The 24152-nt window shown below is 40.4% G+C and carries 29 protein-coding genes; 5 read left to right on the top strand and 24 right to left on the bottom strand.

What is annotated here, in order from left to right:
• Positions 1-22: 22 nt before the first annotated feature.
• The 12 genes from QMG11_RS07990 to QMG11_RS07935 all read right to left on the bottom strand — a co-directional run bounded on the left by QMG11_RS07990 (position 23) and on the right by QMG11_RS07935 (position 11732).
• Complete coding sequence (locus tag QMG11_RS07990) at positions 23-976, bottom strand: hypothetical protein (RefSeq protein ID WP_281834973.1); 954 nt, start codon at positions 974-976, stop codon at positions 23-25.
• Positions 977-1253: 277 nt separating this feature from the next.
• Positions 1254-2222, bottom strand: a complete 969-nt coding sequence (locus QMG11_RS07985; RefSeq protein ID WP_281834971.1) for a FomA family porin-like outer membrane protein — start codon at positions 2220-2222, stop codon at positions 1254-1256.
• 290 nt (positions 2223-2512) lie between these two features.
• Positions 2513-3460 carry a FomA family porin-like outer membrane protein gene (locus QMG11_RS07980; RefSeq protein ID WP_281834970.1) on the bottom strand — a complete coding sequence of 316 codons (948 nt, stop codon included), beginning with the start codon at positions 3458-3460 and terminating at the stop codon, positions 2513-2515.
• Positions 3461-3767: 307 nt separating this feature from the next.
• A complete protein-coding gene (locus QMG11_RS07975; protein WP_281834969.1) occupies positions 3768-4730 on the bottom strand; it encodes a FomA family porin-like outer membrane protein in 963 nt (320 codons plus the stop codon).
• A 1141-nt stretch (positions 4731-5871) separates the two neighbouring features.
• Complete coding sequence (gene rpsI / locus QMG11_RS07970) at positions 5872-6270, bottom strand: 30S ribosomal protein S9 (protein WP_309302086.1); 399 nt, start codon at positions 6268-6270, stop codon at positions 5872-5874.
• Positions 6271-6286: 16 nt separating this feature from the next.
• Positions 6287-6721, bottom strand: coding sequence for a 50S ribosomal protein L13 (rplM, locus tag QMG11_RS07965; protein WP_281834968.1), 435 nt, complete (start codon positions 6719-6721; stop codon positions 6287-6289).
• Positions 6722-6911: 190 nt separating this feature from the next.
• Positions 6912-7589: a DUF6941 family protein gene (locus tag QMG11_RS07960; RefSeq protein WP_281835148.1), complete on the bottom strand. Its 678-nt coding sequence runs from the start codon at positions 7587-7589 to the stop codon at positions 6912-6914.
• Entirely contained in the window at positions 7585-8166 is a 582-nt protein-coding gene (locus QMG11_RS07955) for a hypothetical protein (protein ID WP_281834967.1), read from the bottom strand. The genes QMG11_RS07960 and QMG11_RS07955 overlap by 5 nt, the downstream gene beginning before the upstream one ends.
• Positions 8167-8253: 87 nt before the next feature.
• Complete coding sequence (locus QMG11_RS07950; RefSeq protein ID WP_281834965.1) at positions 8254-9510, bottom strand: CCA tRNA nucleotidyltransferase; 1257 nt, start codon at positions 9508-9510, stop codon at positions 8254-8256.
• 66 nt (positions 9511-9576) lie between these two features.
• A complete protein-coding gene (locus QMG11_RS07945) occupies positions 9577-10461 on the bottom strand; it encodes a polyprenyl synthetase family protein (RefSeq protein WP_281834963.1) in 885 nt (294 codons plus the stop codon).
• A 15-nt stretch (positions 10462-10476) separates the two neighbouring features.
• Positions 10477-10701 carry an exodeoxyribonuclease VII small subunit gene (xseB, locus tag QMG11_RS07940; protein WP_281834961.1) on the bottom strand — a complete coding sequence of 75 codons (225 nt, stop codon included), beginning with the start codon at positions 10699-10701 and terminating at the stop codon, positions 10477-10479.
• A gap of 149 nt (positions 10702-10850) precedes the next feature.
• A complete protein-coding gene (locus QMG11_RS07935) occupies positions 10851-11732 on the bottom strand; it encodes a hypothetical protein (protein WP_281834959.1) in 882 nt (293 codons plus the stop codon).
• A 171-nt stretch (positions 11733-11903) separates the two neighbouring features.
• On the opposite strand from QMG11_RS07935, the gene QMG11_RS07930 reads away from it, so the two are divergent.
• From QMG11_RS07930 to QMG11_RS07910, 5 genes are all read left to right on the top strand, one after another.
• A complete protein-coding gene (locus QMG11_RS07930) occupies positions 11904-12566 on the top strand; it encodes an NUDIX hydrolase (protein WP_281834956.1) in 663 nt (220 codons plus the stop codon).
• A 12-nt stretch (positions 12567-12578) separates the two neighbouring features.
• Entirely contained in the window at positions 12579-13049 is a 471-nt protein-coding gene (rfaE2, locus tag QMG11_RS07925) for a D-glycero-beta-D-manno-heptose 1-phosphate adenylyltransferase (RefSeq protein WP_281834955.1), read from the top strand.
• 9 nt (positions 13050-13058) lie between these two features.
• Complete coding sequence (gene tsaE / locus QMG11_RS07920) at positions 13059-13523, top strand: tRNA (adenosine(37)-N6)-threonylcarbamoyltransferase complex ATPase subunit type 1 TsaE (RefSeq protein WP_281834954.1); 465 nt, start codon at positions 13059-13061, stop codon at positions 13521-13523.
• Positions 13504-14193: a tRNA (adenosine(37)-N6)-threonylcarbamoyltransferase complex dimerization subunit type 1 TsaB gene (gene tsaB / locus QMG11_RS07915; RefSeq protein ID WP_281834952.1), complete on the top strand. Its 690-nt coding sequence runs from the start codon at positions 13504-13506 to the stop codon at positions 14191-14193. The genes tsaE and tsaB overlap by 20 nt, the downstream gene beginning before the upstream one ends.
• A gap of 244 nt (positions 14194-14437) precedes the next feature.
• The gene (locus QMG11_RS07910) at positions 14438-14575 is read left to right on the top strand and encodes a hypothetical protein (RefSeq protein WP_281834951.1); all 138 of its coding nucleotides are present in this window, start codon (positions 14438-14440) and stop codon (positions 14573-14575) included.
• 43 nt (positions 14576-14618) lie between these two features.
• Here the strand turns inward: QMG11_RS07910 and rsmD are convergent, their stop codons facing one another.
• The 12 genes from rsmD to QMG11_RS07850 form a co-directional block, all read right to left on the bottom strand.
• Positions 14619-15167, bottom strand: a complete 549-nt coding sequence (gene rsmD, locus QMG11_RS07905; protein ID WP_281834949.1) for a 16S rRNA (guanine(966)-N(2))-methyltransferase RsmD — start codon at positions 15165-15167, stop codon at positions 14619-14621.
• 15 nt (positions 15168-15182) lie between these two features.
• Positions 15183-16214 carry a tRNA preQ1(34) S-adenosylmethionine ribosyltransferase-isomerase QueA gene (gene queA / locus QMG11_RS07900; protein ID WP_281834947.1) on the bottom strand — a complete coding sequence of 344 codons (1032 nt, stop codon included), beginning with the start codon at positions 16212-16214 and terminating at the stop codon, positions 15183-15185.
• 11 nt (positions 16215-16225) lie between these two features.
• A complete protein-coding gene (prmC, locus tag QMG11_RS07895; RefSeq protein WP_281834946.1) occupies positions 16226-17353 on the bottom strand; it encodes a peptide chain release factor N(5)-glutamine methyltransferase in 1128 nt (375 codons plus the stop codon).
• Positions 17353-18426: a peptide chain release factor 1 gene (gene prfA, locus QMG11_RS07890; RefSeq protein WP_281834941.1), complete on the bottom strand. Its 1074-nt coding sequence runs from the start codon at positions 18424-18426 to the stop codon at positions 17353-17355. Before prfA ends, prmC begins: the two co-directional genes overlap by 1 nt.
• Before the next feature lie 114 nt (positions 18427-18540).
• Complete coding sequence (locus QMG11_RS07885) at positions 18541-18990, bottom strand: hypothetical protein (RefSeq protein ID WP_281834940.1); 450 nt, start codon at positions 18988-18990, stop codon at positions 18541-18543.
• Positions 18991-19002: 12 nt separating this feature from the next.
• On the bottom strand, positions 19003-19314 hold the full coding sequence (locus tag QMG11_RS07880) for a hypothetical protein (protein ID WP_281834939.1): 312 nt from the start codon (positions 19312-19314) through the stop codon (positions 19003-19005).
• A complete protein-coding gene (locus tag QMG11_RS07875; RefSeq protein ID WP_281834937.1) occupies positions 19311-19763 on the bottom strand; it encodes an RNA polymerase sigma factor in 453 nt (150 codons plus the stop codon). Before QMG11_RS07875 ends, QMG11_RS07880 begins: the two co-directional genes overlap by 4 nt.
• A gap of 58 nt (positions 19764-19821) precedes the next feature.
• Complete coding sequence (locus tag QMG11_RS07870) at positions 19822-20946, bottom strand: hypothetical protein (RefSeq protein ID WP_281834933.1); 1125 nt, start codon at positions 20944-20946, stop codon at positions 19822-19824.
• A gap of 2 nt (positions 20947-20948) precedes the next feature.
• Positions 20949-21359, bottom strand: a complete 411-nt coding sequence (locus QMG11_RS07865; protein WP_281834931.1) for a hypothetical protein — start codon at positions 21357-21359, stop codon at positions 20949-20951.
• Entirely contained in the window at positions 21352-22407 is a 1056-nt protein-coding gene (gene ispG / locus QMG11_RS07860; protein WP_281834929.1) for a flavodoxin-dependent (E)-4-hydroxy-3-methylbut-2-enyl-diphosphate synthase, read from the bottom strand. The genes QMG11_RS07865 and ispG overlap by 8 nt, the downstream gene beginning before the upstream one ends.
• Before the next feature lie 53 nt (positions 22408-22460).
• A complete protein-coding gene (locus QMG11_RS07855) occupies positions 22461-22946 on the bottom strand; it encodes a GDYXXLXY domain-containing protein (RefSeq protein WP_281834927.1) in 486 nt (161 codons plus the stop codon).
• Entirely contained in the window at positions 22943-24100 is a 1158-nt protein-coding gene (locus QMG11_RS07850; protein WP_281834926.1) for a DUF2157 domain-containing protein, read from the bottom strand. The genes QMG11_RS07855 and QMG11_RS07850 overlap by 4 nt, the downstream gene beginning before the upstream one ends.
• Positions 24101-24152: the final 52 nt, after the last annotated feature.

The following is a 24152-nucleotide window of genomic DNA, read 5'->3' as shown; positions in this document are numbered from 1 at the left end:
TCACATCTATCCCTTTTCAAGATTAAAATCTATATGCCACACCAGTTTCTAGGTACAATACATCGTCACCGCTTCCTGCATCCCAGGATGCCTCTCCCCAGAAGGAGTATGCCTCAGATACAGCGACATTACCCCTCACTCCTGCCACATATCTTTTGTGGGTATCCTTGCTTCCCCCTCTGTCAAAACTGTTATCCCTTACTGTTCCCCTCCTGTGAAGGTCTATCTCAGTAAATGGTACAAGGGTAAATCCCTCTGCCATAGGGTGGGCATAGGCAAGCCTTGCCTGGGTATTGTTAAAGGATGAATCATCTAAGCTTTGATACTCATTAAATATAGATGGTATAAGCTGTCCCCTTCCCATATCCATAGAGTAAAGTATCTCGTGCTCTCCGTAGTAACCGCTTTCATCCTCTCTGAGCTCAGAGCTTCTTCCGTTAAAGCTGTCATAGGATGAGTAACCCCAGAAGGATACACCGGAGTCATTGGCTCCAGAATATCCTATCCTGTGCTGATGCCTTTCTGTATAGGTCCCCTCCGACGCATCCTCATATCTATACTGGTAGTATGGGGTTACAGAGAATCCAAATAAATCAAACATATCATTTTGGCCTACTCTGAAGTTATGCCTGTCCCTCTCATTGGCATCCTTTGTGAGACTGGTAGTAAGAAGCTCATACCTAAAGAATATCCCTGTATCATTGTCTGTAAGGGTAATTGCTGTACCTATATCCGTAACATCCTTCCCGCTATCCGAGGACCTCACCTTATCCGTCTCATGCCACAACTCAAACTTTCCAGACCACTTGGATCCATCCTCCCTTGCATAGGTCTGTCCCAGATCCTCAGCAGCTCTTTCCATTACTCCTATCTCTTCCCTGTTGGAATCCTCCTCGAAGTTACTTGTTAAGCCCTCACCATATGCCATAGAACCTGCAGCAATTCCTATACACGTTAAAAGCAGTAATTTCTTCATAAATCTTCCTCCTCCTTGTTAGAGAATTTCATCTCTTTAATTCTTTAGGTGGAGTATATATTATTTATTTTTATATTTATAATATATCAAATGAATGTTAAGCTTCTATCTAATATATTGCTATTTTGTATATTTTTCACAAAAGATTAAATCATTTAGAACACTTTTTACCTATAAAGTTTATTTTTTCACTAATTTTAAGTTAATAAATTTTTTAAGTAAAAGGGGATACCCCTTAAGGTATCCCCTTCATTTAATATTACTTCAAAGGAAGCTATTAGAACTTTGTTCTCCATCCGATATATGGATATGCCTGCCACTTGTAGTTTCCTGTATCTCCATCGTTTCCATAAGCCTGCTGGTTAGCAAACTCCACAGCAAGGGCTCCGTAAATTGAAGTAGAGTCATTTACGTTGTATGAGAACTGAATCTCGAAGTCATTGTAAAGGTATAGGTCTGAATCATAGCTATCCCCTGTTCTGTTTCCATCTGCATCTGTAACATCTATCTTTCTGTCATAGAATGTATATGGATCCACCCCTAGCTCGTGATAGAATGCGAAGTTAACTCCATTCCATGTTCCCAGGTCATATGTGAAGTATGTATAAAGCTCGATATCCACAGCTGTCTGGCTGTCCTTTTGAGATCCACCAGAAGTATAGTATCTGTTTGGTCCCTTTGTTTCATCATATCTGAAGTAAGTATTAAACTCTACTCCAAAGTCGATATTCCCCTCTGAGTAAACAGGAAGGTAAGTAAGAAGGTCTGCACCTGTTCTCACTAGAGTAGTGTTTCCATTGTTATCATCCTGGTATCTTGCCACTGGTCTTACTTTAAATGTAGAGAATCCAGGTACATACTCAGCAAAGTTAAACTCTGGAGTGTATGAGAATCTGTTGTATGACTGAGTAGATCTAACCTCTAATCTCTGTCTTACATCGATCTGAGTGTCACCTAAGTAACCGTGATCATAGTAAAGTCTTGTTCTCATGTCCTTGGTATTTGATCCCTCATCTGAGTGGTTTCTGATGTAGTCTCTTACTCTGTAGTCGATGTAGAAGTTCTCAGTAAATCTAACTCCTCCCTCTGCCAGTGTAAATCTGATGTGCTCACTATCGATATCTTCCTTATCCGAGTACCATCTAACCTCCTGCTTAATAGATCCAGTTGGTCTGAACTCCTCAGCTGCTGCCACAGCTGTACCCACCATTGTAAGTGCACCTAATGCAATTAATAATCTTTTCATCATTAAATTCTCCCCTTTTCCAAAATTCATTACACTCATATCTTGTAACTCTCGCTAAGGTGAGTATATTTAACAATCATTTTTTTTTGAAATACATTGAATATATCTTAAATATATTTAAAAAATATAGAGAATATATGTTTTCATATTCAAACCATATAGAAAAAACTTAAAAGAAATCTAAGAAGGGGTCTTTTTTCTGATTTAAGCTTATATTAATAAAAGAATTAATTAATATATAAAAAAGGATACCTCACAGAGGTATCCCTGATATCTATTATTAGGTTTGATTAGAACTTTGTTCTCCATCCTACGTATGCATATGGGAACCATTTAAAGTCTGAAGCGTACTCCTGACCCTTAGTGTTTCCATACTCAGCTGCAATCGCTCCGTAGATAGATGTAGATGCGTTAACCTTGTACGATGCCTGAAGCTCGAAGTCATTGTAGATAGTCCACTCTTTATCATAAGTGTCTCTGTCTCTCTGATCAGCGTCTCTCTCCTCTTCATATACCTTTAGAGGGTCTAGTCCAAACTCGTAGTAAGCTGTGAAGTCTAGTCCATTCCAAGTTCCTAGCTCATATGCATAGTAACCATATAGCTCTACCCATACTGCTCTCTCGTCTGAAATGCTCTTTCCATCCTTAGTAGCTGTTGAATCATCTAAGTATCCACCGTATACGTTGAACTCAACTGAAAGATCCCCTGGTACAGCTGGGAATGAGTATACAGAAAGGAAATCTAAAGATCCGCTAACTGCTGTTTTATTTGCATTGTTGTCATCCTGGTATCTTACTGCAGGTCTGATCTTTAAAGTATCTACTGAGAAGTAATCTCCTCCCTCAAAGTAGTTTGAGAAGTTAAACTCTGGAGTATAGTAGAACGTGTTGTTATCAGCAGTTCCCTCTACACCGAATCTCTCTCTCATAGTAACCTGGCTGTCCCCTAGAGTCCCGTGGTCATAGTAAAGTCTTGTTCTGATAGACTTAGTGTTAGATCCCTCATCTGAGTGGTATCTGATGTAGTCTCTTACTCTGTAGTCGATATAGAACTTTTCAGTGAATCTAACTCCACCCTCTGCCATTGTAAATCTTAATCCCTCTTGATCTACCTCTTCCTGGTCTCCATACCATCTGATCTCTTGCTTAACAGATCCAGTTGGTCTGAAATCTTCTGCCGCTACTGCAGCAGAGCTTACTAGTGTAAGTGCTCCTAATGCAATCAGTAATCTTTTCATCGTCAAATCTCCCCTTTTCCATTTCAAAACTTTTATAACTCTCGCTAAGGTGAGTATATTATAACTTTTATATTATTTAAAAATATATTTGATATATGGATATTTAAAGGAAAACATATAGAATATTTTCGTTCTATTTTAAAATTAGCTTAAATTTAGCTTAACCGTATATGAGACATTTGGCAGCCTTCATTAATGTACCCTTAAGAAAAGTTTAAAATTAATTTTTTTTAATCTTTTTTTAATTTAAAATTAAAAAAAGACACCCTTTTTAAAGGGTGTCTGAAATATCTATTTTTTGTTCCAATTAGAACTTTGTTCTCCATCCTACGTATGCATATGGCTGCCATTTGAAGTCTGAAGCTTGGTCTCTTCCCTCGTTGTTTGCGTGCTCTACAGCGATTGCTCCGTAGATAGATGTAGAGTCGTTAACCTTGTATGATGCCTGAAGCTCGAAGTCGTTGTAAACTGTCCACTCTGAATCATAGCTCTCAGTTACAACCTTATCCTCTACAGTATCAACCTTTCTGTCGTAGAATGTATATGGATCTAGACCGAACTCATAGTAGAATGCATAGTCTATACCATTGTACTGTCCTAGGCTGTAAGTATAGTAGATGTAGAACTCTACGTCTGTAGCAAAGTTAGAATCCTCAGTCTTTGCATCAGCTTCAGCTGTTCCCTTTGAGTTGTCTGAAACAAAGTCCTGCTCATAGAATCTAGTATAAACGTTGAACTCAACTCCTAGATCGTGGTTACCAGTTGCAAATTCTTTGTAGTAAAGGAAGTCTGCACCAACGTGCTTGTAACTTTCGTTAGCGTTATTGTCATCCTGGTATCTGAAGCTTGGTCTTAACTTGAAAGTATCTGCAAAATCGAAGTACTCTGCAAAATCAAACTCTGGAGTATATGTAAATCTGTTCTTATCCTGGCTGTCTCTTACCTCAAATCTCTGTCTTACATCGATCTTAGTGTCCCCTAAATAACCGTGATCATAGTAAAGTCTTGTTCTTAAGTCTTTAGTGTTAGATCCCTCATCTGAGTGGTATCTGATGTAGTCTCTTACTCTGTAGTCTACATAGAAGTTCTCAGTAAATCTTACTCCACCTTCTGCTAGAGTAAATCTGATATACTGACTATCTACCTCTTCCTTGTCTCCATACCACTTGATCTCTTGCTTAACAGATCCAGTTGGCTTGAATTCCTCTGCTGCAACTGCTGCAGAGCTTACTAGTGTAAGTGCTCCCAATGCAATTAGTAATCTTTTCATCATTAAATCTCCCCTTATTCATTGTTAAACTTGAATTAATCCTTCATTAGTCTAAGTATATTCAACTGACATTCTTTTTTGAAATATATTGTTTATATACCCACTCTTTACACAAATAATAGAGACTATTTATTCTCTTTTCTAATAGAGAATAACTGTTATTAAAAAGTAACTAAAGTTTATTTATTGTGTTATTTTTTTATAAGAGAATTTAAATTCTAATTATAAATACTCAAAATACTAATTCGTTCTCTTTTGAAAAGAGAACGAATTTTCTGTTGTTAGGTGATTTTTGAAGGAGAATTATGACATTTTTTCTTTGAATTTGTATCTTTTTCGTTCCCATTAAACCGATTCCAATTATATAATCCACCCAATCCTTTGAATACATGACTAAATTTTAATAACTTTTTTTCAGTAAGTAAGCTAAAAAAAACAGGCTTTTTAAACTATTTTATAGAAAGTTTTCAATATTTTTGCTGATCTTTAAAGCTACTTTTATCCTTTTGGAAGCCTTAATCCATATTTTTTGTAAACTACAGCTTTACAGTTGAGTTTCTGTTCTCTTTTGTAGTTTGTGTGTTTTCAAACTACAAAACACTTCTTTACTATTTCTTCTACCCTTCTACTCCACCTTAATTTTTTTTAAGGGAAGCTCTTACTTATATTTCGCTTAAATTTTTCTACTGATAAAACTACCGACAAAAAGATTGAATAAAACATCTAGCAACTTCAGTTGATGATAATCCAAAAAAGTTTTATCCAACTGCAATTATAGTCCCTAGATTTTTTAAATCCCGAATCACCTTTAAAACTGCCAGCCTTCGCCTACAGACTTATGATTAGAGTTATTAAAGATAGTAAAGAAGCAATAAAGCCTTCGAAACATGCCATATAAATAGATCTTTGTAAAAAATAAAAGGTCACCTTTAATAACTCCTTCTCTGCAGCGCTATTGGGATTCTCAGTTACTTCCCCAAAATCTGTTATAACTCTCATTGTTTTCATCAAATCTATCTCCCATTAAAAAATAAAATGAATTTACTCTTAAATCTATTCAGAGTTCTATATCTTCTTTAATAACAAAAAACAAAAAAAAGACAGGTAAAAATACCTGTCTTTGAAATCCATATGGATTCGATTATCTCTTTGAGAACTGAGATGATCTTCTTGCTTTCTTCTTTCCGTACTTCTTTCTCTCAACCATTCTTGAGTCTCTAGTAAGGAATCCAGCTTCTCTTAGAGCCTTTCTTAAAGTCTCATCAGAAGCAAGTAGTGCTCTTGAGATACCGTGTCTGATAGCTCCAGCTTGACCAGAGTTTCCTCCACCATCTACAGTTACTTTAACTGCGAACTTTTCAGTAGTCTCAGTTAATGCTAATGGCTGCTCAACGATCTTTGATAGGATCTCTCTTCCACCAAAGTACTCTGCCATTGCCTTTCCGTTTATTTCTACTCCTGTTCCTCCAGGAATAAGTCTTACTCTTGCTACAGAAGTTTTTCTTCTTCCAGTTCCTCTATATTGAATCATGTCTGCCACTGTCAACTACCTCCTATTATAATTCCTTTGTCTCAGGTTTTTGTGCTGTATGAGCGTGCTCTGCTCCAACGAATACTCTAAGTCTAGTAAGCTGCTGTCTTCCTAGCTTGTTCTTAGGTAGCATTCTCTTAACTGCCATCATTAGAGCCTCTGCTGGGTTCTTAGCTAGAACTTCTTCAAGTCTTCTCTCTCTAATTCCACCCATGTAACCTGAGTGATTATAATATACCTTATCAGTAAGCTTCTTTCCAGTTACTGCGATCTTTTCGATGTTTGTTACTACAACGAAGTCTCCTCCATCGATGTGTGGAGTGAAAGTAACCTTCTTCTTACCCATAAGATCCTTAGCGATCTCAGCTGCTAGTCTTCCTAATACAACACCATCTGCGTCGTAGTGGATCCAATCTCTTACTACATCTTCTTTTCTTTGCATTACTGTGTACTTGTTCACTTTGTTTCCTCCTCGAATATTGTTATATTTATAATAATATAACGCAACGGTCCTTTGTGGGAAAGGTACATTTTACCAAAAGATTATATAATTTTTTTTATATCCTGTCAAGGGTTTTTCCTTTCCACTCCCTTAAATTTTCAAAAAAAAGAACTGCCCAAGGGCAGCTCTTTTATAGGTTAATTGCTACTTACTTTTCCTCGTTTTCCTTAGCTTCTTCCTGCTTTGGAATTGGTCTACCAAACATCCACTCCATCTGTCTTCTAAGACCAGTTAGGTCATGCTTAGTTCCTTCTATCTCTATCTCATTGCTTGCAGGGAAGAGTGTGTGTCCCTCCTCGGCTCCCTTGCTCTCATCTAAGTTCATCTGCAGTCTAACTGCTTCCTTTGCTCCAAATGGTCTGAACTCAGTTTTTATCGTCTTTATTACCTCATCATTTCCAAGGATTGCCTCTACCTCTCCCTCCTTGAAGATCCTCTTTGGAGGGTACGCTGCTGTGAACAGGTCACAGCTCTGTACAAACTTTAGTCCCTGAGGTCCCTTCTCTAAGATATCTATAGAATACTTTCCTCTTTCCTTAATAAGGAACTTCTCCATATCGATGATCTTCTTTCCATTTCCAAATGGACTTACTGCCACACCAAACTCACCCTTAGAGATAAGCTCGTCATTTGGTCCGTTTAGTCTCATCTCAAACATAGTATTTCTTTCCATTCCCTCAAATGAGATTACCATAGCCATATTCTGCATTGGTAGTGGAAATAAAGGCTGGATTAACTCATCAAATGCCCCTAATATATCTATTGCTCCTCCTAGTTCAGGATTCTGCTTCGCTCTGTGAGCTGTTATTACGCTTCTTACCTTAATTGCCATTAATACTCTCCCCTTTTACTTTGTTATATAATCTTATCATTGTTAATAGCCCCTCTTTTTCCTGAGGAGTTAATGTTATTTCAGCACTTCTTTCCCTGTATCTGCTGGAATATCTTGCTTTAACTTCATCCTGTTCCTTCATAAGCTCTTCCAGTTCCGATAAACTTTCTTCAGCTACGGGAACAAGTACCCTTTCTACAACACTACCAGAGGCTCTGGGAATCTCCTGTACAGGGGCTCCCTGAAACTTTGCCCTTAGGAAGTCTACCTCTACTTCCCCTTGAGGTCCTCTAAAGTTTACCCTCTCCATGTATATCCAGTCCTCACCTCTGTATTCAAAGCTTAGAAGTGGTTTGAGCTCATTGGTGGCCACATTCTTCTCTATCACCATAAATACTCTGGCTTCCTCATCGTTGTATTTATAGTAGGAATGTCCATTCTTCCCCTTAGCCAGGAATCTGCTATCTGCCTTAGATACCCTGTATCCATCCCTTGCTATCTTCTCATAGGAAGTAGTGGTGCTGCATCCTATCATTGCCAGTATAAGAAACAGGTATAATCCCTTTTTCATCAGCTGCCTCCCATTGAAAATATTATCCTAATAAGAATCCTCTTACGATTATAAATATAACACATTTATCACCCTTTGTAAATAACGCTAAGCCTTAACCCTGCTTAAGTAGAAGGCCTTTGCCCCCTCCTTGGTAGAAAACTTTTCCTCCAGTTGTGCCTCAAAGAGCATGCCTATAATCTCTGAATAGGTTTCCCTATCCTCTACTCCCCATTCAATGAGGTCCCTTCCCCTTATTATAGGAGTCAGCTCCTCCCTTACCTCGGTATAGATCTTCCCTATCCTTTCTATTGTTTCAAGCTCCTCGCTGTTATCCTCCCTTCCACGACCAAGAACATCACATAGGTAGAGGTCTAATAGCTTCTCTATCTCCACCCTCACAGCCAGCTTTCTCACCCTTATCCTGTCAAAACCCTCTATTAAAAATTTCAGGGGCTCCTCATGATACTCTATGAGGGCTTCCACACACCTTCTAAGCGTTCTTCCCCTTACAAGGTCTTCGCTTTCTCTCTGGAATATCTCCTTGGATACTAGGGCATGACCTCTGAACTCCGGCCAGGTCTCCTCCTTACCCATATCATGGTAGATTATCCCCCAGAATACCTCCATAGATCTTCTCTTAACAGGAAGGACATCCAGCATCATGAGAATATGGGTATACACATCCCCCTCTGGATGGTAGATTTCATCCTGAATTACCTCCTTTAGCCTTACAAGCCTGGGAAGGATTATCTCAAGAGCTCCACTTTCATCCATGACCTCAAAAGCCATACTGGGTTTGGGGCTGAGAAGGTAGACTTTCCTCAGCTCCTCAGCCACTCTCTCCCCTGGTACCTCCCTTAACACCTCTATATTCTCCCTCATCATCACCATCGTTTCAGGATCCACATCAAAGGAAAATCTGGAAGCCATCTCAGCTGCCCTCAATATCCTCAGGGGATCCTCCAGAAAGGTGACCTTATCCACATGCCTTATAACTCCCCTCTCTATATCCTCCCTTCCATTGTAGTAGTCATAGACCCTGTCCTCCAGTGGATTATAGTAGAGGGAGTTTATGGTAAAATCCCTCCTTCTGGCTGCATCCCTGACCTCCACTGCTTCCTCTATATAGGATATCTCTATATCGTGCCCCAGGATGTATATTTCATATGCCCTGCCGCATCTGTAGTACTTTCCGTACCCCTTCAGTATCTCCTCAAACCTGTCCCTTGGAAGGCCTATAACCTCCAAGTCTATATCTTCACTGTCTCGTCCCAGAAGCATATCCCTTACCCATCCCCCTACGAGATAAGCCTGCCCTCCGGCACTCCATATATCCTCTATAAGACCTCTGTAATCAACCATCCTCTTCCACCGCTTTCAAATTTTTTCAAAAAAAGGGGCTTTCGCCCCCTCTCTTTACACTCTTACTTAGTTATCCCTCTTTCCTATATAGTCAGCTAGCTCAACAAAGATCGCTGCTCTCTCTTCTCCCAGGGCTTCCACAGCCACGGTCTTGGCTCTATCTATCTTCTCCTCCAGGATCTCCTTGGCTCTTTCCATACCAAAGATCTGCGGGTATGTGGATTTTTGAAGCTCCTCATCACTTCCCACAGGTTTACCCAGCTTTTCAAACTCTCCCTCTACATCCAGGATATCATCCTTTATCTGGAAGGCCAGTCCTATGAGCTCCGAGTATTCTGTCAGCTTAGCTGTAGTCTCTGCATCTGCTTCTCCTATGATGCAGGCAGCTTCCACTGGAAGTTTTATCATCATACCCGTCTTGTGGGTATGGATATACTGAAGAATAGGAAGCTCTATCTCCTTACCTTCGCTTTCAATATCCACCATCTGTCCCCCTATCATACCATTTACCCCAGCATACTCAGAGGTAAGAGCCACAAGCTTGGCTATCTTATCACCGCTCAGGTGCATATTTCCTGCTGACACTACATTAAAGGAGTGGGTAAGTAGGGCATCCCCTATAAGAATAGCCTCTGCTTCTCCATACTTCTTATGGGTAGTGAGCTTTCCCCTCCTGTAGTCATCGTTGTCCAGGGCAGGGAGATCATCGTGTACCAAGGAATAAGAGTGTATCATCTCTATGGCTGTTGCTGTAGAGTATCCAAGACTCTCATCCGCTCCCAGTGCCTCAAGGGTCATGAGAAGGAGCATCGGTCTCAGTCTCTTTCCTCCGTTTAATACCGAGTACCTCATCCCCTCTGCTATTACTGCAGGATACTTAAGCTTATCCAGGTGCTCTCCTATTACCTCGTCTATCTTCTCTCTCTTTTGCATCATATATGTCTTCAACATTATAAAATCCCCCGATTATTCCGCTTCAAAGTTCTCTATCTTAATCTCGCCAGCTTCCTCCACTACCTTCATTATCTTCCCCTCTGCCTTCTCCAGAAGCTCAGATGATTTTTTCAGCAGCTTAGTCGCCTTTTCATACTCCTTCAGTGAATCAGCTAGTTCCAGCTCTCCATTTTCAAGCTTTTTAATTATCTCATCCACTTCCATAAGGTTTTCTTCAAAACTTTTTGCTCTGGCCATTTCCTTCACCTCATCCTACAGTTACCCCATTGAATCTTAAAGTATTCAATCTATAACCTGCATTTTATTAGTAATTATACTATATCTCTCCTAGATAAAACAAGGAAGTAAAATGTCCCAGGCGGAAAACCCAGCCTGGGACACTCTTATTAGTTTAATTGAAGCATTAAAGCATCTATCTCTTTTTGCTTCTCCTCTAGTTCCTTCTTCAGTCTAGCTCTCTCATTTAACTCCTGAATAAGCTGGTTCTTAGATCTGATCTCCTGCTCAAGAAGGGCATTTTCATCCTTTATCTTCATGGCATCTGGAGCTGTTACCTCCAGCGGAGCCTCTGTCTTTTGAACTGCCACTGGTGCAGCTTCTGTAGTAGTTTCTGCCGTCTCTACCGGTGCAATAACCGGTGCAGCTACCATACTGTCATTTCTTGCATATAGAGTATCTCCCAGGCTTTGAGGCATATCTCCCTCTCCGAAATATATTTCAACCTCTTTTCTTACTCCTTTTTTCACTCCTCCTATCACTACAGAAAGTTTTATCGTGGCATGTTCATTTAAAACCTCTTCATTTTCTAAAAGGTTATGCTTTATGTAAACTTTTCCAGCCCCTAATGAATCTCCTTCTAATATTTCTAAATTTTTTTCCGGAACTAATTCTGTTATTATTGTCTGACCACTTCTATAGGAATCTGCTCTTTCTTTTGCATAGTATTGCTCTTTCATCCCTCTCATGTTTACAAGTTTTTGTTCTTTTCCATCTAACCCAATATAAGCAGATTTTTCCCACTCTACAATCATTACCTCATCCGATGTATTGGTGATAGCAACTCTTATTAGTTTATTCTGAAATTCAGTGTTTATCTTGAAATATTCTGTTGTTACCTGACCATCTTCTATTTCTACTTTACTCTTATTAAAGTTTCCTGCATAAATTTTTACATCTCTTCTAACTTCATTTTGAGACACTTGTTTACTTGTGCATGCCCCCATAAGTAAACTAAGACCTAAAACTCCAGTTAACAGTACTTTTCTCATCAAGTTACCCCCTATCAAAATTCTTGTTGTATATTTTATACAATCCTATTATACCCTTTTAAATCATTTCTTTCAAAAAAAATATGTATATTTTTTCAACAACCTAAAGATTTTATCTTTTCCCTTAAACTATCCCTGAAGTATATGGTATAATCCACTAGGAGGTTATATATGCCGTTACTTGAATTACTTAGGAAGAATGTGAACAATAAGGATAGGATTATCGGGAGAGAGAGATACTTCAACTCCTCTGTACTGGTTGCCCTTTGTACTCTTGAAGGGATACCCCACTTTATCTTCCAGAAAAGATCTCCCCACATAAGACAGGGAGGAGAGATCAGCTTCCCAGGAGGAGGGTATGAGGAGAGGGACAAGACCTTTCTTGAGACAGCCCTTAGGGAAACTGTAGAGGAGATTGGTATAGGCAGGGAGAAGATAGAGGTAATCGGAAAGGTGGGAACTATGATCATCCCCACTGGAGTACTGGTAGAAGCCTATTTAGGACATATACATATAGAAGATATAGATGAGTTTAAGATAAACAGGGATGAGGTAGAGAAGCTCCTCTTTATTCCCGTTGATTTCTTCAGAACCACCAAGCCCAGGGTAGAAAAGATAGGGGTCACATCCCATCCAAAATATATAGAGGATGGGATAGAGAAGCTGTTCCCTGCTAGGGAACTCAACCTTCCAGATATGTATCATAAACCCTGGACCAGCAAGCCCCGTAGCGTAAACTTCTTCTTCTATGAGGGGGAAACTATCTGGGGGATCACTGCTGATATAATTATAGAGGTAGTTAAAATTATCGATGAGTATGAAAATAAATTTTAGGAGAACTGGACTATGAATAGAATTTTAGGAAGAGAAGAAGCTGCTACTCTTATTGAGAGTTTAAAAGCTCAGGGAAAGAAGGTAGTTTTTACCAATGGTTGTTTTGATATCCTTCACGTAGGACACCTTAGATACTTAGAGCAGGCAAGGGAGCAGGGAGATTTCTTAGTTGTTGGAGTAAACTCCGATGCTTCAGTTAAAAGACTTAAGGGCCCTACAAGACCTATCAACTCCGAGCTGGACAGAGCTGAGATGCTTGCAGGTTTAAAAGCAGTGGACTACACAGTTATCTTTACAGAGGATACACCTGTGGAGATCATAGAGGAGCTCAAGCCATCTATCCACGTAAAGGGAGGAGACTATAAGAAGGAGGATCTTCCTGAGACAGAGGTAGTAGAAAGAAACGGGGGAGAAGTTAGAATTCTTATGTTAGTAGATGGAAAATCTACTACAAATGTTGTAAATAAAATCTTAGAAAAGTAGAGGAGTAATATGGAAAAGATACTTTCTTTTGACGAGCTTACACACCTTGCTGTAAGGTTGTCCGACTATGTAAAAGCTGATGATGTTGTAGCCCTTATTGGTGACCTAGGTACAGGGAAGACAACATTTGTAAAAACCGTTGCAAGGGAGCTGGGAATAGAGGGTAATATTAAAAGCCCTACATTCAACTATGTTCTAGAACACCTGGGGGGACGTCTCCCTCTATACCACTTTGATGTATACAGACTTTCAGACCCTCTAGAGGTATATGAGGTAGGGTATGAGGACTACCTTCACAATGGTGGTCTTGTACTTATCGAGTGGGCAGATATTATCGCCGAGGAACTTCCAAAGGAGTTTATACAGATTAAGCTCTTCCACCACGATGAAAAGAGCAGAAAAATTTCCATTGAATTTGTTGGAAATAAAGCAAGAGAAAAGGAGTTGTTAGATTATGTTGGTCTTAGCAATTAATACATCTACCAAGGTAGGTACCGTTGCACTGTACCACAGTGAAAAGGGACTTATCAGTGAGGTTAACTTAAATATAAAATTAAATCATTCAGATACTGTAATGACATCCATAGACAGCCTCTTTCAGCTTTCTGGTTACACTATAAAGGATGTAGAGAGAATTGCTGTAAGTGTTGGTCCGGGATCATTTACAGGAATCAGAGTAGGGGTAGGAGCAGCCAAGGGTATGGCTTACTCCCTTAACATTCCAGTAGTTGGTATCAATGAGTTAGATGCCATAGCTCACATGACTGGAGCTACAGACAAGAGGATCATCTCCATGATCGATGCCAGAAAGGAGAGAGTATACTACTGCGACTACTCCTTCGATAGAGAGGGAAGAGTTGTAAGAAACTCTCAGTATCAGGATGGGGAGATTACAAAGGTAGTAGAGGAGTATGCTGAGGATAACCTTCTCTTCCTTGGAGATGCTAGTATAGTATATAGAGAGAGACTGGAGGAACTGGCTGGAGAGAGAGGATACTTCAACCTAAAGTCCCTTTCCATTCCTAGAGCTTCTGTTATGGCAGAGATGGCTGTAGATATGACTCCAGATGACCTTGTTCACCTTGAGCCTTACTACCACAGTAAGACCCAGGCTGAAAGGATGAAGGAAGCACAAAACAAGTAATCAAGTTAATAATTTCAATTAAAAAGAGCACTGAGTGCTCTTTTTCTTTTTTTCTTGAATTTTTAGTCTGAAATCACAAAACAGGACATTAATATTACTGGGGTATTCCTCCATATTATTAAATAGATATATTAAAAAAAATTAATATATCTACTTTTTGCATTGGTAACTTTCCTATTTAAATGGTACTATCCCTTCGTAAAGATTGTTTAATTATTATTTTTTATTTATATAGGAGGCTGAAATGGCTAGAATTAAAAGAATGGGATTAGGTATCATGGGAGCTATCGTGAACACTTTTAGAGCAGAGGAAGTTCTTCCAAACGAGTTTTCCGAACTTAAGAGCGAGACTAAGATAGATTATATTGACTTTATGCTATAAAAAAAAGACTCATGGAGTCTTTTTTTTATTACTTTATTTTTCTCTATCTTGCATAGAAGGTAAGGGTTTTCTTACCATAGGTTCTCTCATCTACCTGATTGAACTCCCCTATCTTCTCTGCCATATCTTCATACTTATGGTGCTCACAGATAATAATTCCTCCCTCAGCAAGAAGGTTGGCTTTTTCCACAGCCTTTATTACCTTAGTACACACTTCCTCTATATACGGAGGGTCCATGAAGATAATGTCAAACTTCTCCCTTTTCTTACCTAGGATCTCCACTGCTCTTTCCACTTCATTCTTATAAGCTCTGCACTGGTTTTCAAACCCTAAGTTGTTAACATTCTCTATTATTACTCTAAGAGCTTCCTTGTCCTTCTCTATCATAACGGCCTTCTTAGCTCCTCTGCTGATTGCTTCTAGAGCTATGTTTCCAGTTCCGCTAAATAGATCTAGTACTCTGCTGTCCTCAATATATGGCATAAGGATAGAAAATAGAGACTCCTTTACCCTGTCCATAGTAGGTCTCGTCTCAGTACCCTTTCTACACTTAATCGTCTTACCCTTTGCTGTTCCAGCTATTATTCTCAAACTTTTCACCTCTTCTTAATAAATAAACATTGAATCTCCAAAACTAAAGAAATGATATCCCTCTTCCACTGCTTTTTTATAGGTCTCCATCATAAACTCTCTTGTTGAAAAAGCCGATATTAACATAAGCAGAGTGGATTTTGGCAGGTGAAAATTCGTAATCAAAGCATCCACTACCTTGAATTCATATCCTGGATATATAAATATATCTGTGCTACCCTTTCTAGCTTCTAATTCTCCACTGCTATTAACTGCAGATTCCAGAGTTCTTACAGATGTGGTTCCCACAGCTATTACCCTTCTTCCCTCAGCCTTAGCTTTTGTTATAACTTTTCTCGCTTCCTCTGGCACCTCATAGGTTTCCTCGTGCATCTTGTGCTCCAGTACATTCTCTGTCTGCACAGGTCTGAATGTCCCCAGTCCTACCTCTAGATACACATCTACTATCTCTACACCCTTCTCCTCTATCTTCTTAAGGAGTTCCTCAGTAAAGTGTAATCCAGCCGTTGGAGCCGCCACCGACTCTCCCTTCTTGGCATACACAGTCTGATACCTCTCCTTTTTAGATAGCTTCTCAGTTATATAGGGAGGTAGAGGCATCTGCCCCAGCTTATCTAGAACCTCCTCAAAGGCCCCCTCATATTCAAAGGAAAGAACTCTGTTTCCGTCCTCCTTCACCTCAAGAAGGGTAGCAACTATCTCACTGTTTTCACCTATTATAAGTTTCTGTCCCAGCTTCAGCTTCTTAGCCTGTCTTATCATACACTCCCAGGTGTTGATATCTATCCTCTTTAACAGGAAAACCTCCAATACTGCTCCGGTTTCCTTTCTTCCTATCATCCTGGCAGGTATTACCTTGGTTGAGTTTCTCACAAGAACATCCCCAGGCTCTAGGTAATCCACTATATTATAAAACCTCTTATGCTCTATCTTCTTCAGACTTCTATCCACAGTCATAAGCCTGGAGTGATCTCTTGGCTCAGCTGGCTTTTGACCGATAAGTTCCTCTGGAAGATTGTAGTCATAATCCGATAACAATGTTGACATGATCCATCTCCTTACTTCTTCTTACCTATTACAATTCTTTCTATATTGTGATAATCCCTTACCACCACTACATTTTCAAAATCATTCTCTTCCATAAGTTCCTTGACCTTGGGAGCCTGATCATATCCCACTTCAAAGGCCAGATATCCTCCTGATTTAAGGTAGTTACCCGATTCATTGGAGATCTGGGTATAGAACTTATATCCGTCACCGTTATCTGTAAGGGCCATCTTTGGCTCATGCCCCTTAACTTCAGGCATAAGCTCTACATACTCCTTTGTGGGAATATATGGAGGGTTGGATACAATTAGGTCAAACTCGGTGTACTTTACATTACTAAAGACATCCGACTTCATAAACTTTACGTTATCCGCTTCATTGAGTTCCTTATTGGAGTTAGCTACCTCTATGGCTCCGTCACTGATATCCACTCCCAGCACCTTGGATCTTTCGATCTCCTTGGCAAGGGATATAGATATAGCTCCGCTTCCTATACCAATATCTAGGATCACAGGCTCCTCTACTCCATAGAGTAGTCCTATACACTCCTTTACAAGAAGTTCAGTCTCCGACCTTGGAATAAGTACCCTCTCATCTACATTAAACTTATAACCGTAAAACTCCTCATCTCCTAGGATATAAGCCAGAGGTCTCTTATCCACAGCTCTCTCCTTGAGCATTGCCCTTATCTCTTCCAGCTCTTCCTTCCTTATCTCCCTCTTGAAGTTAAGGGTCAGGGTCATCCTTCCGGTCTTCAGTACATGGGCAAATATACTCTCCGCCTCAAACCTGGCATTTTCAACGCCCTTCCCTTCCAGGTAGGCTATGCTCTTCTTCAAGATCTCCATGTTCTTAAGTCTGTGGTCCTCAGCCTCCCTGGCTGCCTCTGCATCATCCTTCTTGTGAACGCTGTCCAGCTCATCAAAGTTCCTTCTCTTTCTGGCCATCTCCCTCAGGAGAACCTTGATCTCGCTTCTCTCATTCTCACTCAAATTTCTGTCAAAGTTGGCGTATAGACTTATCCTATCAAGCTTCAGGACATAGGACACCACCTTCTGTGCTTCTAATTTGGGTTTTGAAAAGGAGTATTTTTTCAAATACTCCTCACTGAAATTCAGTATATCAATTAATTTCTTCATTACTCTCCTACGCTTTGAAGAAGCTCAGCCTGGTCGAAGGTAATAAGTGCATCTATCATCTCAGTAAGATCTCCATCCAGGATAGCATCCAGCTTATGAAGAGTCAGCTTGATTCTGTGATCAGTTACTCTTCCCTGTGGATAGTTATAAGTTCTGATCTTCTCAGATCTAGACCCTGTTCCTACCTGCAGCTTTCTTGCTCCGTCCACTTCAGATCTCTGCTTTTCAAGCTCAACCTCATAGATTTTTGCAGCAAGTACTTTCATAGCCTGCTCCTTGTTCTTAAGCTGCGATCTTCCATCCTGACACTCTACTACTATTCCAGTAGGAAGGTGAGTGATTCTTACTGCTGAGTCGGTAGTATTTACGTGCTGTCCACCTGCTCCAGATGATCTGAATGTGTCTATTTTAAGATCCGAGTTCTTTAACTCAACCTGTTCTACATCGTCTATCTCAGGAAGTACTGCTACAGTTGCTGTAGATGTATGGATCCTTCCAGATGATTCAGTCTCAGGTACTCTCTGTACTCTGTGTACTCCCGATTCAAACTTTAGCTTAGAGTATGCTCCTGCTCCGTTGATAGAGAATACTATCTCCTTTAGTCCACCTACTCCAGCTTCACTCTTAGAGATGACCTCATACTTCCACTTGTTTCTCTCTGCATATCTTGTAAACATTCTAAATAGGTTAGCTGAGAATAGAGCTGCCTCATCTCCTCCTGCTCCACCTCTGATCTCGATGATTACGTTCTTGTCATCGTTAGGGTCCTTTGGAAGAAGAAGTATCTTTAGCTCATCTTCAATTCCTGGAAGAGTTGCCTCTATCTCCTTCATCTCCTCCTGCATCATTTCCTTCATATCGTGATCTTTTTCAGATTTGATATTTTCCTTGATGAAATCAAGGTCTTCCATGTATCCTTTATACTCTTTGTACTTTTCAACTATTGGAGTAATATCGTTTAACGCCTTATTGTACTCCATCATTTTTTTAGGGTTACTCGCTACCTCTTGAGTACCCATTAACTCTGTAAGTTCATCATGTTTTTTTACAACTTCATCTAATTTCGCGAACACTTAGCCTCATTCCCTTCATTTTCTTTACTTTAACTTATAAATTATATCATAAGCTCTCTTAAAAATCAATTTAACACAAGCCTCTACAAATTAAAAATAGAGGATATTTATCCTCTATTTTTTATCGCTGATATTCACACCTTCACTGGCGGTATTTTGACTTGCTTCCAGCCTTTTTACAGCTGCTCCTCTGGCTCTCAGATACTCCTCTTCAGATATGTAGTTTCTGATCTCCACCTGGCTTCTCAGCTTATTTTTCATAAGCTCCGCCTCTACCTGTCCAAGCTTATCGAAGACATTACTTATCTTATCCCAGTTCTCCTCAGAGCCCTCCAGCATATACTTATTTACCTCGAGCTCCAGCTGCTTTCTTTCAAGCATAAGGATCTGATGCCTCCTGTTGGCTTCCAGAATTATATCCTTGGCTTTGGCTATGTTTTCCTCACTGACTCCCACACTTCTGAAGTCATCTTCGTAGATTATACCAATATTTTCTAGTCTGGTGGCTCCCATAGCTAATACACTGAAGATAATTGCCATAACCACCAATATTTTTTTCCTCATCTATTCCCCCTGCTAAATCCCTAGATCTGCTACAAAAAGATCCTCTGCATTGAGCTCTAGGTTTTTCTCCTTCACTACATTTCCTTCAAAGAAGCTTTCCCATACTATGTCGCTATTGGAATTTTTCGGTGTGGCCTTTTGATAGGCTACCTTCATCTCCGTTGGAGCTACTGTCTCTGTGGCCATCTGAAAAACATTATCAGAAAATATACCTATTACAAACATTGAAGCTCCCACTGCCACAAGCTTCTTATTCTTCTTCTTTTCTTCATCTAAAAGACGTTTATATACATTTAATTTCACCCTGTCTTTTGGTTCCATCATAGTGTACCTCCCATATCTTTTATCCCCTTATAGTAGATCGACTTTACCGTGGAAAGATTCATGTCCTTAAGCTTTCCAATCTCCCTGAACTTATAGCCATAGATATCCTTCAAAAGGATTATCTCCTTTTCCCTCTTACCTATAGTTTTCAGCCGCTCCTCCAATAAAATATTGGTATGTGCATCCTTGTTGTCCTCCAGCTCCAATATCTCTTCATTTAGCTCAAAGGTCAGCTTATTCTTTCTAAAAAAATCATAAGTTTTATTTATAGCAATTCTATATATCCAGGTATAGATATTACTTTCCTTCCTGAACTTCTTAAGGTTTTTATATACACTCACGAAAACTTCCTGAGCTATATCCTCTGCATCTTCAGGGTTTTTAACCATTCCCAGTATCTTATTGTAGACCCTGGGAAAATACATTTCAAAAATATCATCAAATTCCATTATTTACCCTCTCTTGTCTTACTAACACTTTATATGACGCAAAACCTTCTAAAAAAGTTTATATTTTCTCCATTATATATGAAAATTTTAAGTTTTTTCTGGAGTTGGCTCCAATGGGAATATTAAATACTATTCCCTCCTTTGTGATCTCATAGGGAAGATCACTCTTCATCTCATACCATCTCTTGGGAAGTTCATCGTAGACAACCCTTACCAAGGCAGTGTCGCTTCTGTAGTTTTTTATGGATATATCTACACTCCTTCTTCTCAGTTTCTCTCCAAACCTGAGCTCCTTGGTGTCGGTCTTTATATCCACTTTCTCTTCTACTATTCCGTCAAACTCAAGGGATTCATCGCTCTCCTTAGCCACCATGCTTCCAATATATCTTCCATCCTCTATTACCCTTACGCTGCTTCCCTCTGGAAGCTTTGCACCAGTCACCTTAAGGTTTAACTCCGGGTGATTTACTCCCTCACTGCTTCTGTAGGAGTAGTACTTCTCCACCTCTATATCCTTCTTTGCCAGGTCCACCTTCTTCTCTACCTGGGGCTCTAAACTCAGATTAAACCTTCCCTGCCTTCCATAGGTCAGCTCCATGTCCCTGAGGCTTCTTTCTCCGCTGTTTTTAAATATAACCATATCCTCTAAAAATCTTCTGTCGAGGTTTAGGTTATGGATCTTCTGCCACTTGAGACTCTCATACTCATAGCTGAGATCTAGCTCCTTCATGGGGTTTTCCCCTATTATCCTGACACTGTTCCTCTGGATACTCTCCTCCACAGGCTCCATCTCTATCTGAGAAGGTGGATTTATAACTACCCTTCCATCCCTCCTTCTTTCAATGATCAGTGGACTCAGGGAGAGAAGGGTGTATTTTTCATTGTTATAGATTACCTCTCTTCCCCTATATTGCTCCTCTATACTCTTTTTGTCCGTCTGTCTTATGGAGAACACAGTATCCCCTATATCCTCATTTTCAACTACAAGGGACTCCCTTCTAATATCCTCTGGAAAGTCCTTTAACACTACCTCTTTAGATGGGTCTTCCCACTTAAAGCTTTCACTTATCCTTACCCTTCCCCCATCTAAAAGCTGGACCCTTCTGCTTCCGCCGTCACCAAAGTCCAGGCTCACTCCAAAGCTCACACTACTCAATATCATAAATAACAGTATTTTTTTCAAAATCAGCTACCTGCCTCTCCCTTAATATCAATCTCTACCCTTTTTCCCTCTATCTCTATAACCCTGTCTTCAACTATCTCCACTACCTCTCTGACCCTTGTCATAGAGGTGGTGTCGCTGTCTCCTCCGTTTCTGTCTTCCCTCTTGTAGCTGGCCTCCATCTTAAAGCTGAAGGTAGGCTGGTATACATAGGTCAGGTTATACTGCCCCTTCTGGATATAGTAGACCTCCCCGCTGGCTATGGATACTCCCTCTAGCCTTATGTTATTCACTCCCTTAAGGGCATTGAAGACTACCCTGTGGTAACCCTCTACATATTCACGGGAGATCCTGCTGTCCTCCCTGGGAGCAGCCCCGCTGCACCCCAGCAGTGCAAATAATATTCCTGTAATAAATATTATTCTTTTAATCATCCATATCCTCCACTATCATCTGCTTCAGCTCCTGAAGGATCTCCCCTTCATCTACCTGTTTTACGATCTTCCCCTTCTTAAAGAGTACTCCAACTCCCTTACCGCCGGCAACTCCATAGTCTGCTTCCTTAGCTTCTCCTGGTCCATTTACCACACAACCCATTACAGCTATCTTTACGTTTTTCTCCATACCCTTAAAGTAGTTTTCCACATCCTTGGCAAGGCCTATTAGGTCTATCTCTGTACGGCCGCAGGTAGGACAGGATATTATCTCTACTCCTGCATCTATTATTCCCAGCACCTTTAGGATCTCCTTGGCAACCGCGATCTCCTCCACGGGATCTTCAGTAAGGGATACCCTCATGGTATCTCCAATATCATCCAGTAGAAGACTTCCTATTCCTATAGAGGACTTTACCGTTCCCTGGAAGGCTGTTCCCGCCTCAGTTACCCCCAGGTGAAGGGGATAATCCACCCTTTCCTTTATCTGTCTGTATGCTTTAACCATCATCCTTACATTGCTGGACTTAAGGGATACTATAATATCTTCAAATCCAAACTTCTCCAGGAGTCCTATATGGTACATTGCACTCTCCACCAGAGCTTCAGCACAGGGTTTACCATACTTCTCCAGGATCCCCTTTTCAATGGATCCCGAGTTCACCCCTATCCTTATAGGTACTCCCTTCTCCTTGGCTTTCTCCACTACCTCTCTTACCCTCTCATCGCTTCCGATATTCCCGGGGTTTATCCTCAGCTTATCTATCCCGTTTTCTATGGCAGCCAGAGCAAGTCTGTAGTCAAAGTGTATATCTGCCACAAGGGGTATATTTATTCTTCTCTTGATCTCACCGATGGCTTCTGCTGCTTCAGGTGTATTTACCGTTACTCTCACCATCTCACACCCCACCTCTTCCAGCTGTTTTATCTGCTTTACAGTGGCCTCTACATCAGCTGTATTGGTGTTTGTCATGGACTGAATTACAACTCTGTCGCTTCCTCCGATGGATATATTTCCTACCCTTACTCTTCTAGTATCTATTCCCATTTTTTCTACCTCATTCTATTCTTTAGTTAATGGCTCCATTATACACCAATTCTTTACTTGATTTCAATGGAATCTATCACGTACTTACCCTTATATACCCTTACCTTTAGCTGTGCCTTCTCAGCCCTTCTCAGCTCTGCCTCCATTTGGGCAGCTACGCTCTCCTCCACATAATACCTTTTAAAGGGATTGTCTATATAGTGCTTATCCTCATAGGTATAGCTGATCCTTCCCCTTAGATAATCCCCCTTCTTGGGTTTTCTCTTTTGAAAGGAGGTAATAACCGCTATGCCATCCTTCTCCTCTAAAGTGAAGTACCCCCTTTCATCCCTGTACTCCTCCTCTCCCTTCCTCTGAATCTCTCTCTGATTGAGGCTCAGCCTAAGGTAGTTTCCCCTCATAAAATCATAGGGGTCGTAGTAGCCTACATCAAAGGTATACTCCCTCCCCCTCTTCAGTACTGTATTTTTTTCAAAGACCAGCCCGAGAAAAATACCCAGCTGCATTACTACCATCAATATAAATATCTTCTTCTTCATGACTTCCTCCTGGATAGATAAAGATTTCCTAAAATAAGTGAGATTCCCACAACTATAAAGACTACTCCTCTGATAAGGGTGGAGATATTGTTATCCAGGAACCTTGTAAGAAGTATCAGTGCCATAAGGATACTCCCCTTATTAAATAACTTCACATCATTTACCTTTATCCCTCCAAAGGCGTAGAAGAGTCCCAGAGAGAAGACATAGATATTATAAAAGATATAGCCAAAGGAGAAGAAGGTTGTCACTGGTATCAGAAGAAGGTGGTAGTTTAATGGGTTCTTCCACTGCTTCTTATAAACTACACTTGCCACTGCACTCAGATAAACAACTCCTCCAAGAAACATCTTAGACCCCAGCTCCACTCCCGCTCCAGAATAGTATCCTCCCCGATGAGTCAGCATATAGATCATAACCAGTATTCCCATCTCAGAGATCCACCTCAGCCCAAGAGGCCATAGATAGGTTAGTGTGATGAGCCCTCCGTAAAACATAAGGGAGTAACGTCCTCCCAGAGCAAGGCCCTCATACCAGTAGACCAGTCCCCCCAAGGCAACTATCTTAGTGAGAGCTCTGGTAAAGCTTCCATACCTTCCCTCGTCCTTCCTTATATAAAACATCCCTCCTAGAAGAAGAGCGTAGATAACTATACTTCCCTCACTCCTCAGATAGGAAAAAACTATTACCGAATACAGAAGACCTATGAGGTTGCTTCTTGTGAGGTACACTATAGGAAGAGTCAGTAAGCTCCACATAAAAAAGTAGGAGGTATCGCTTCCAGATATATTGTACATCTGAGAGATGGCAGCTACCGATACTCCACTCATGGCAAAGTTAAAGATCCCGGCCCCGGTAAGCCATTCCTTCCTCTTCCATATGGAAACTCCAAAAACTATCTGAGATGTAGCAAGGATCCATAGTATGAGTCCCGTCTTTACCTCCCGGGTAAGCTGCCACCAGTTATATGCAAAAAGAAGTATCACCCCAAAGGAAACCATAACAAGCCCCGTTATAGTGAGGTAGGCTGAAAAACTTTTGGTGGTTTCCCTCTCATACTTATAGTATTCCCTTATATTTCTCAGGCTTTCATCGTCTATAACCCCCTTGTGGTTAAGCCTTTCCAGCTCAGATAAAATCACTCGTTTCTTCATACTATCAACTCCAATAAACTATAATTATTTAAGCCAACTACTTCTCTTAGTT

This window comes from Propionigenium maris DSM 9537, assembly GCF_027925155.1.
In the GTDB taxonomy this organism is placed as follows: Bacteria; Fusobacteriota; Fusobacteriia; order Fusobacteriales; family Fusobacteriaceae; genus Propionigenium; species Propionigenium maris.
Note: the sequence above shows the minus strand (reverse complement) of the source record. Positions and strands in the feature narration are given on the sequence as shown.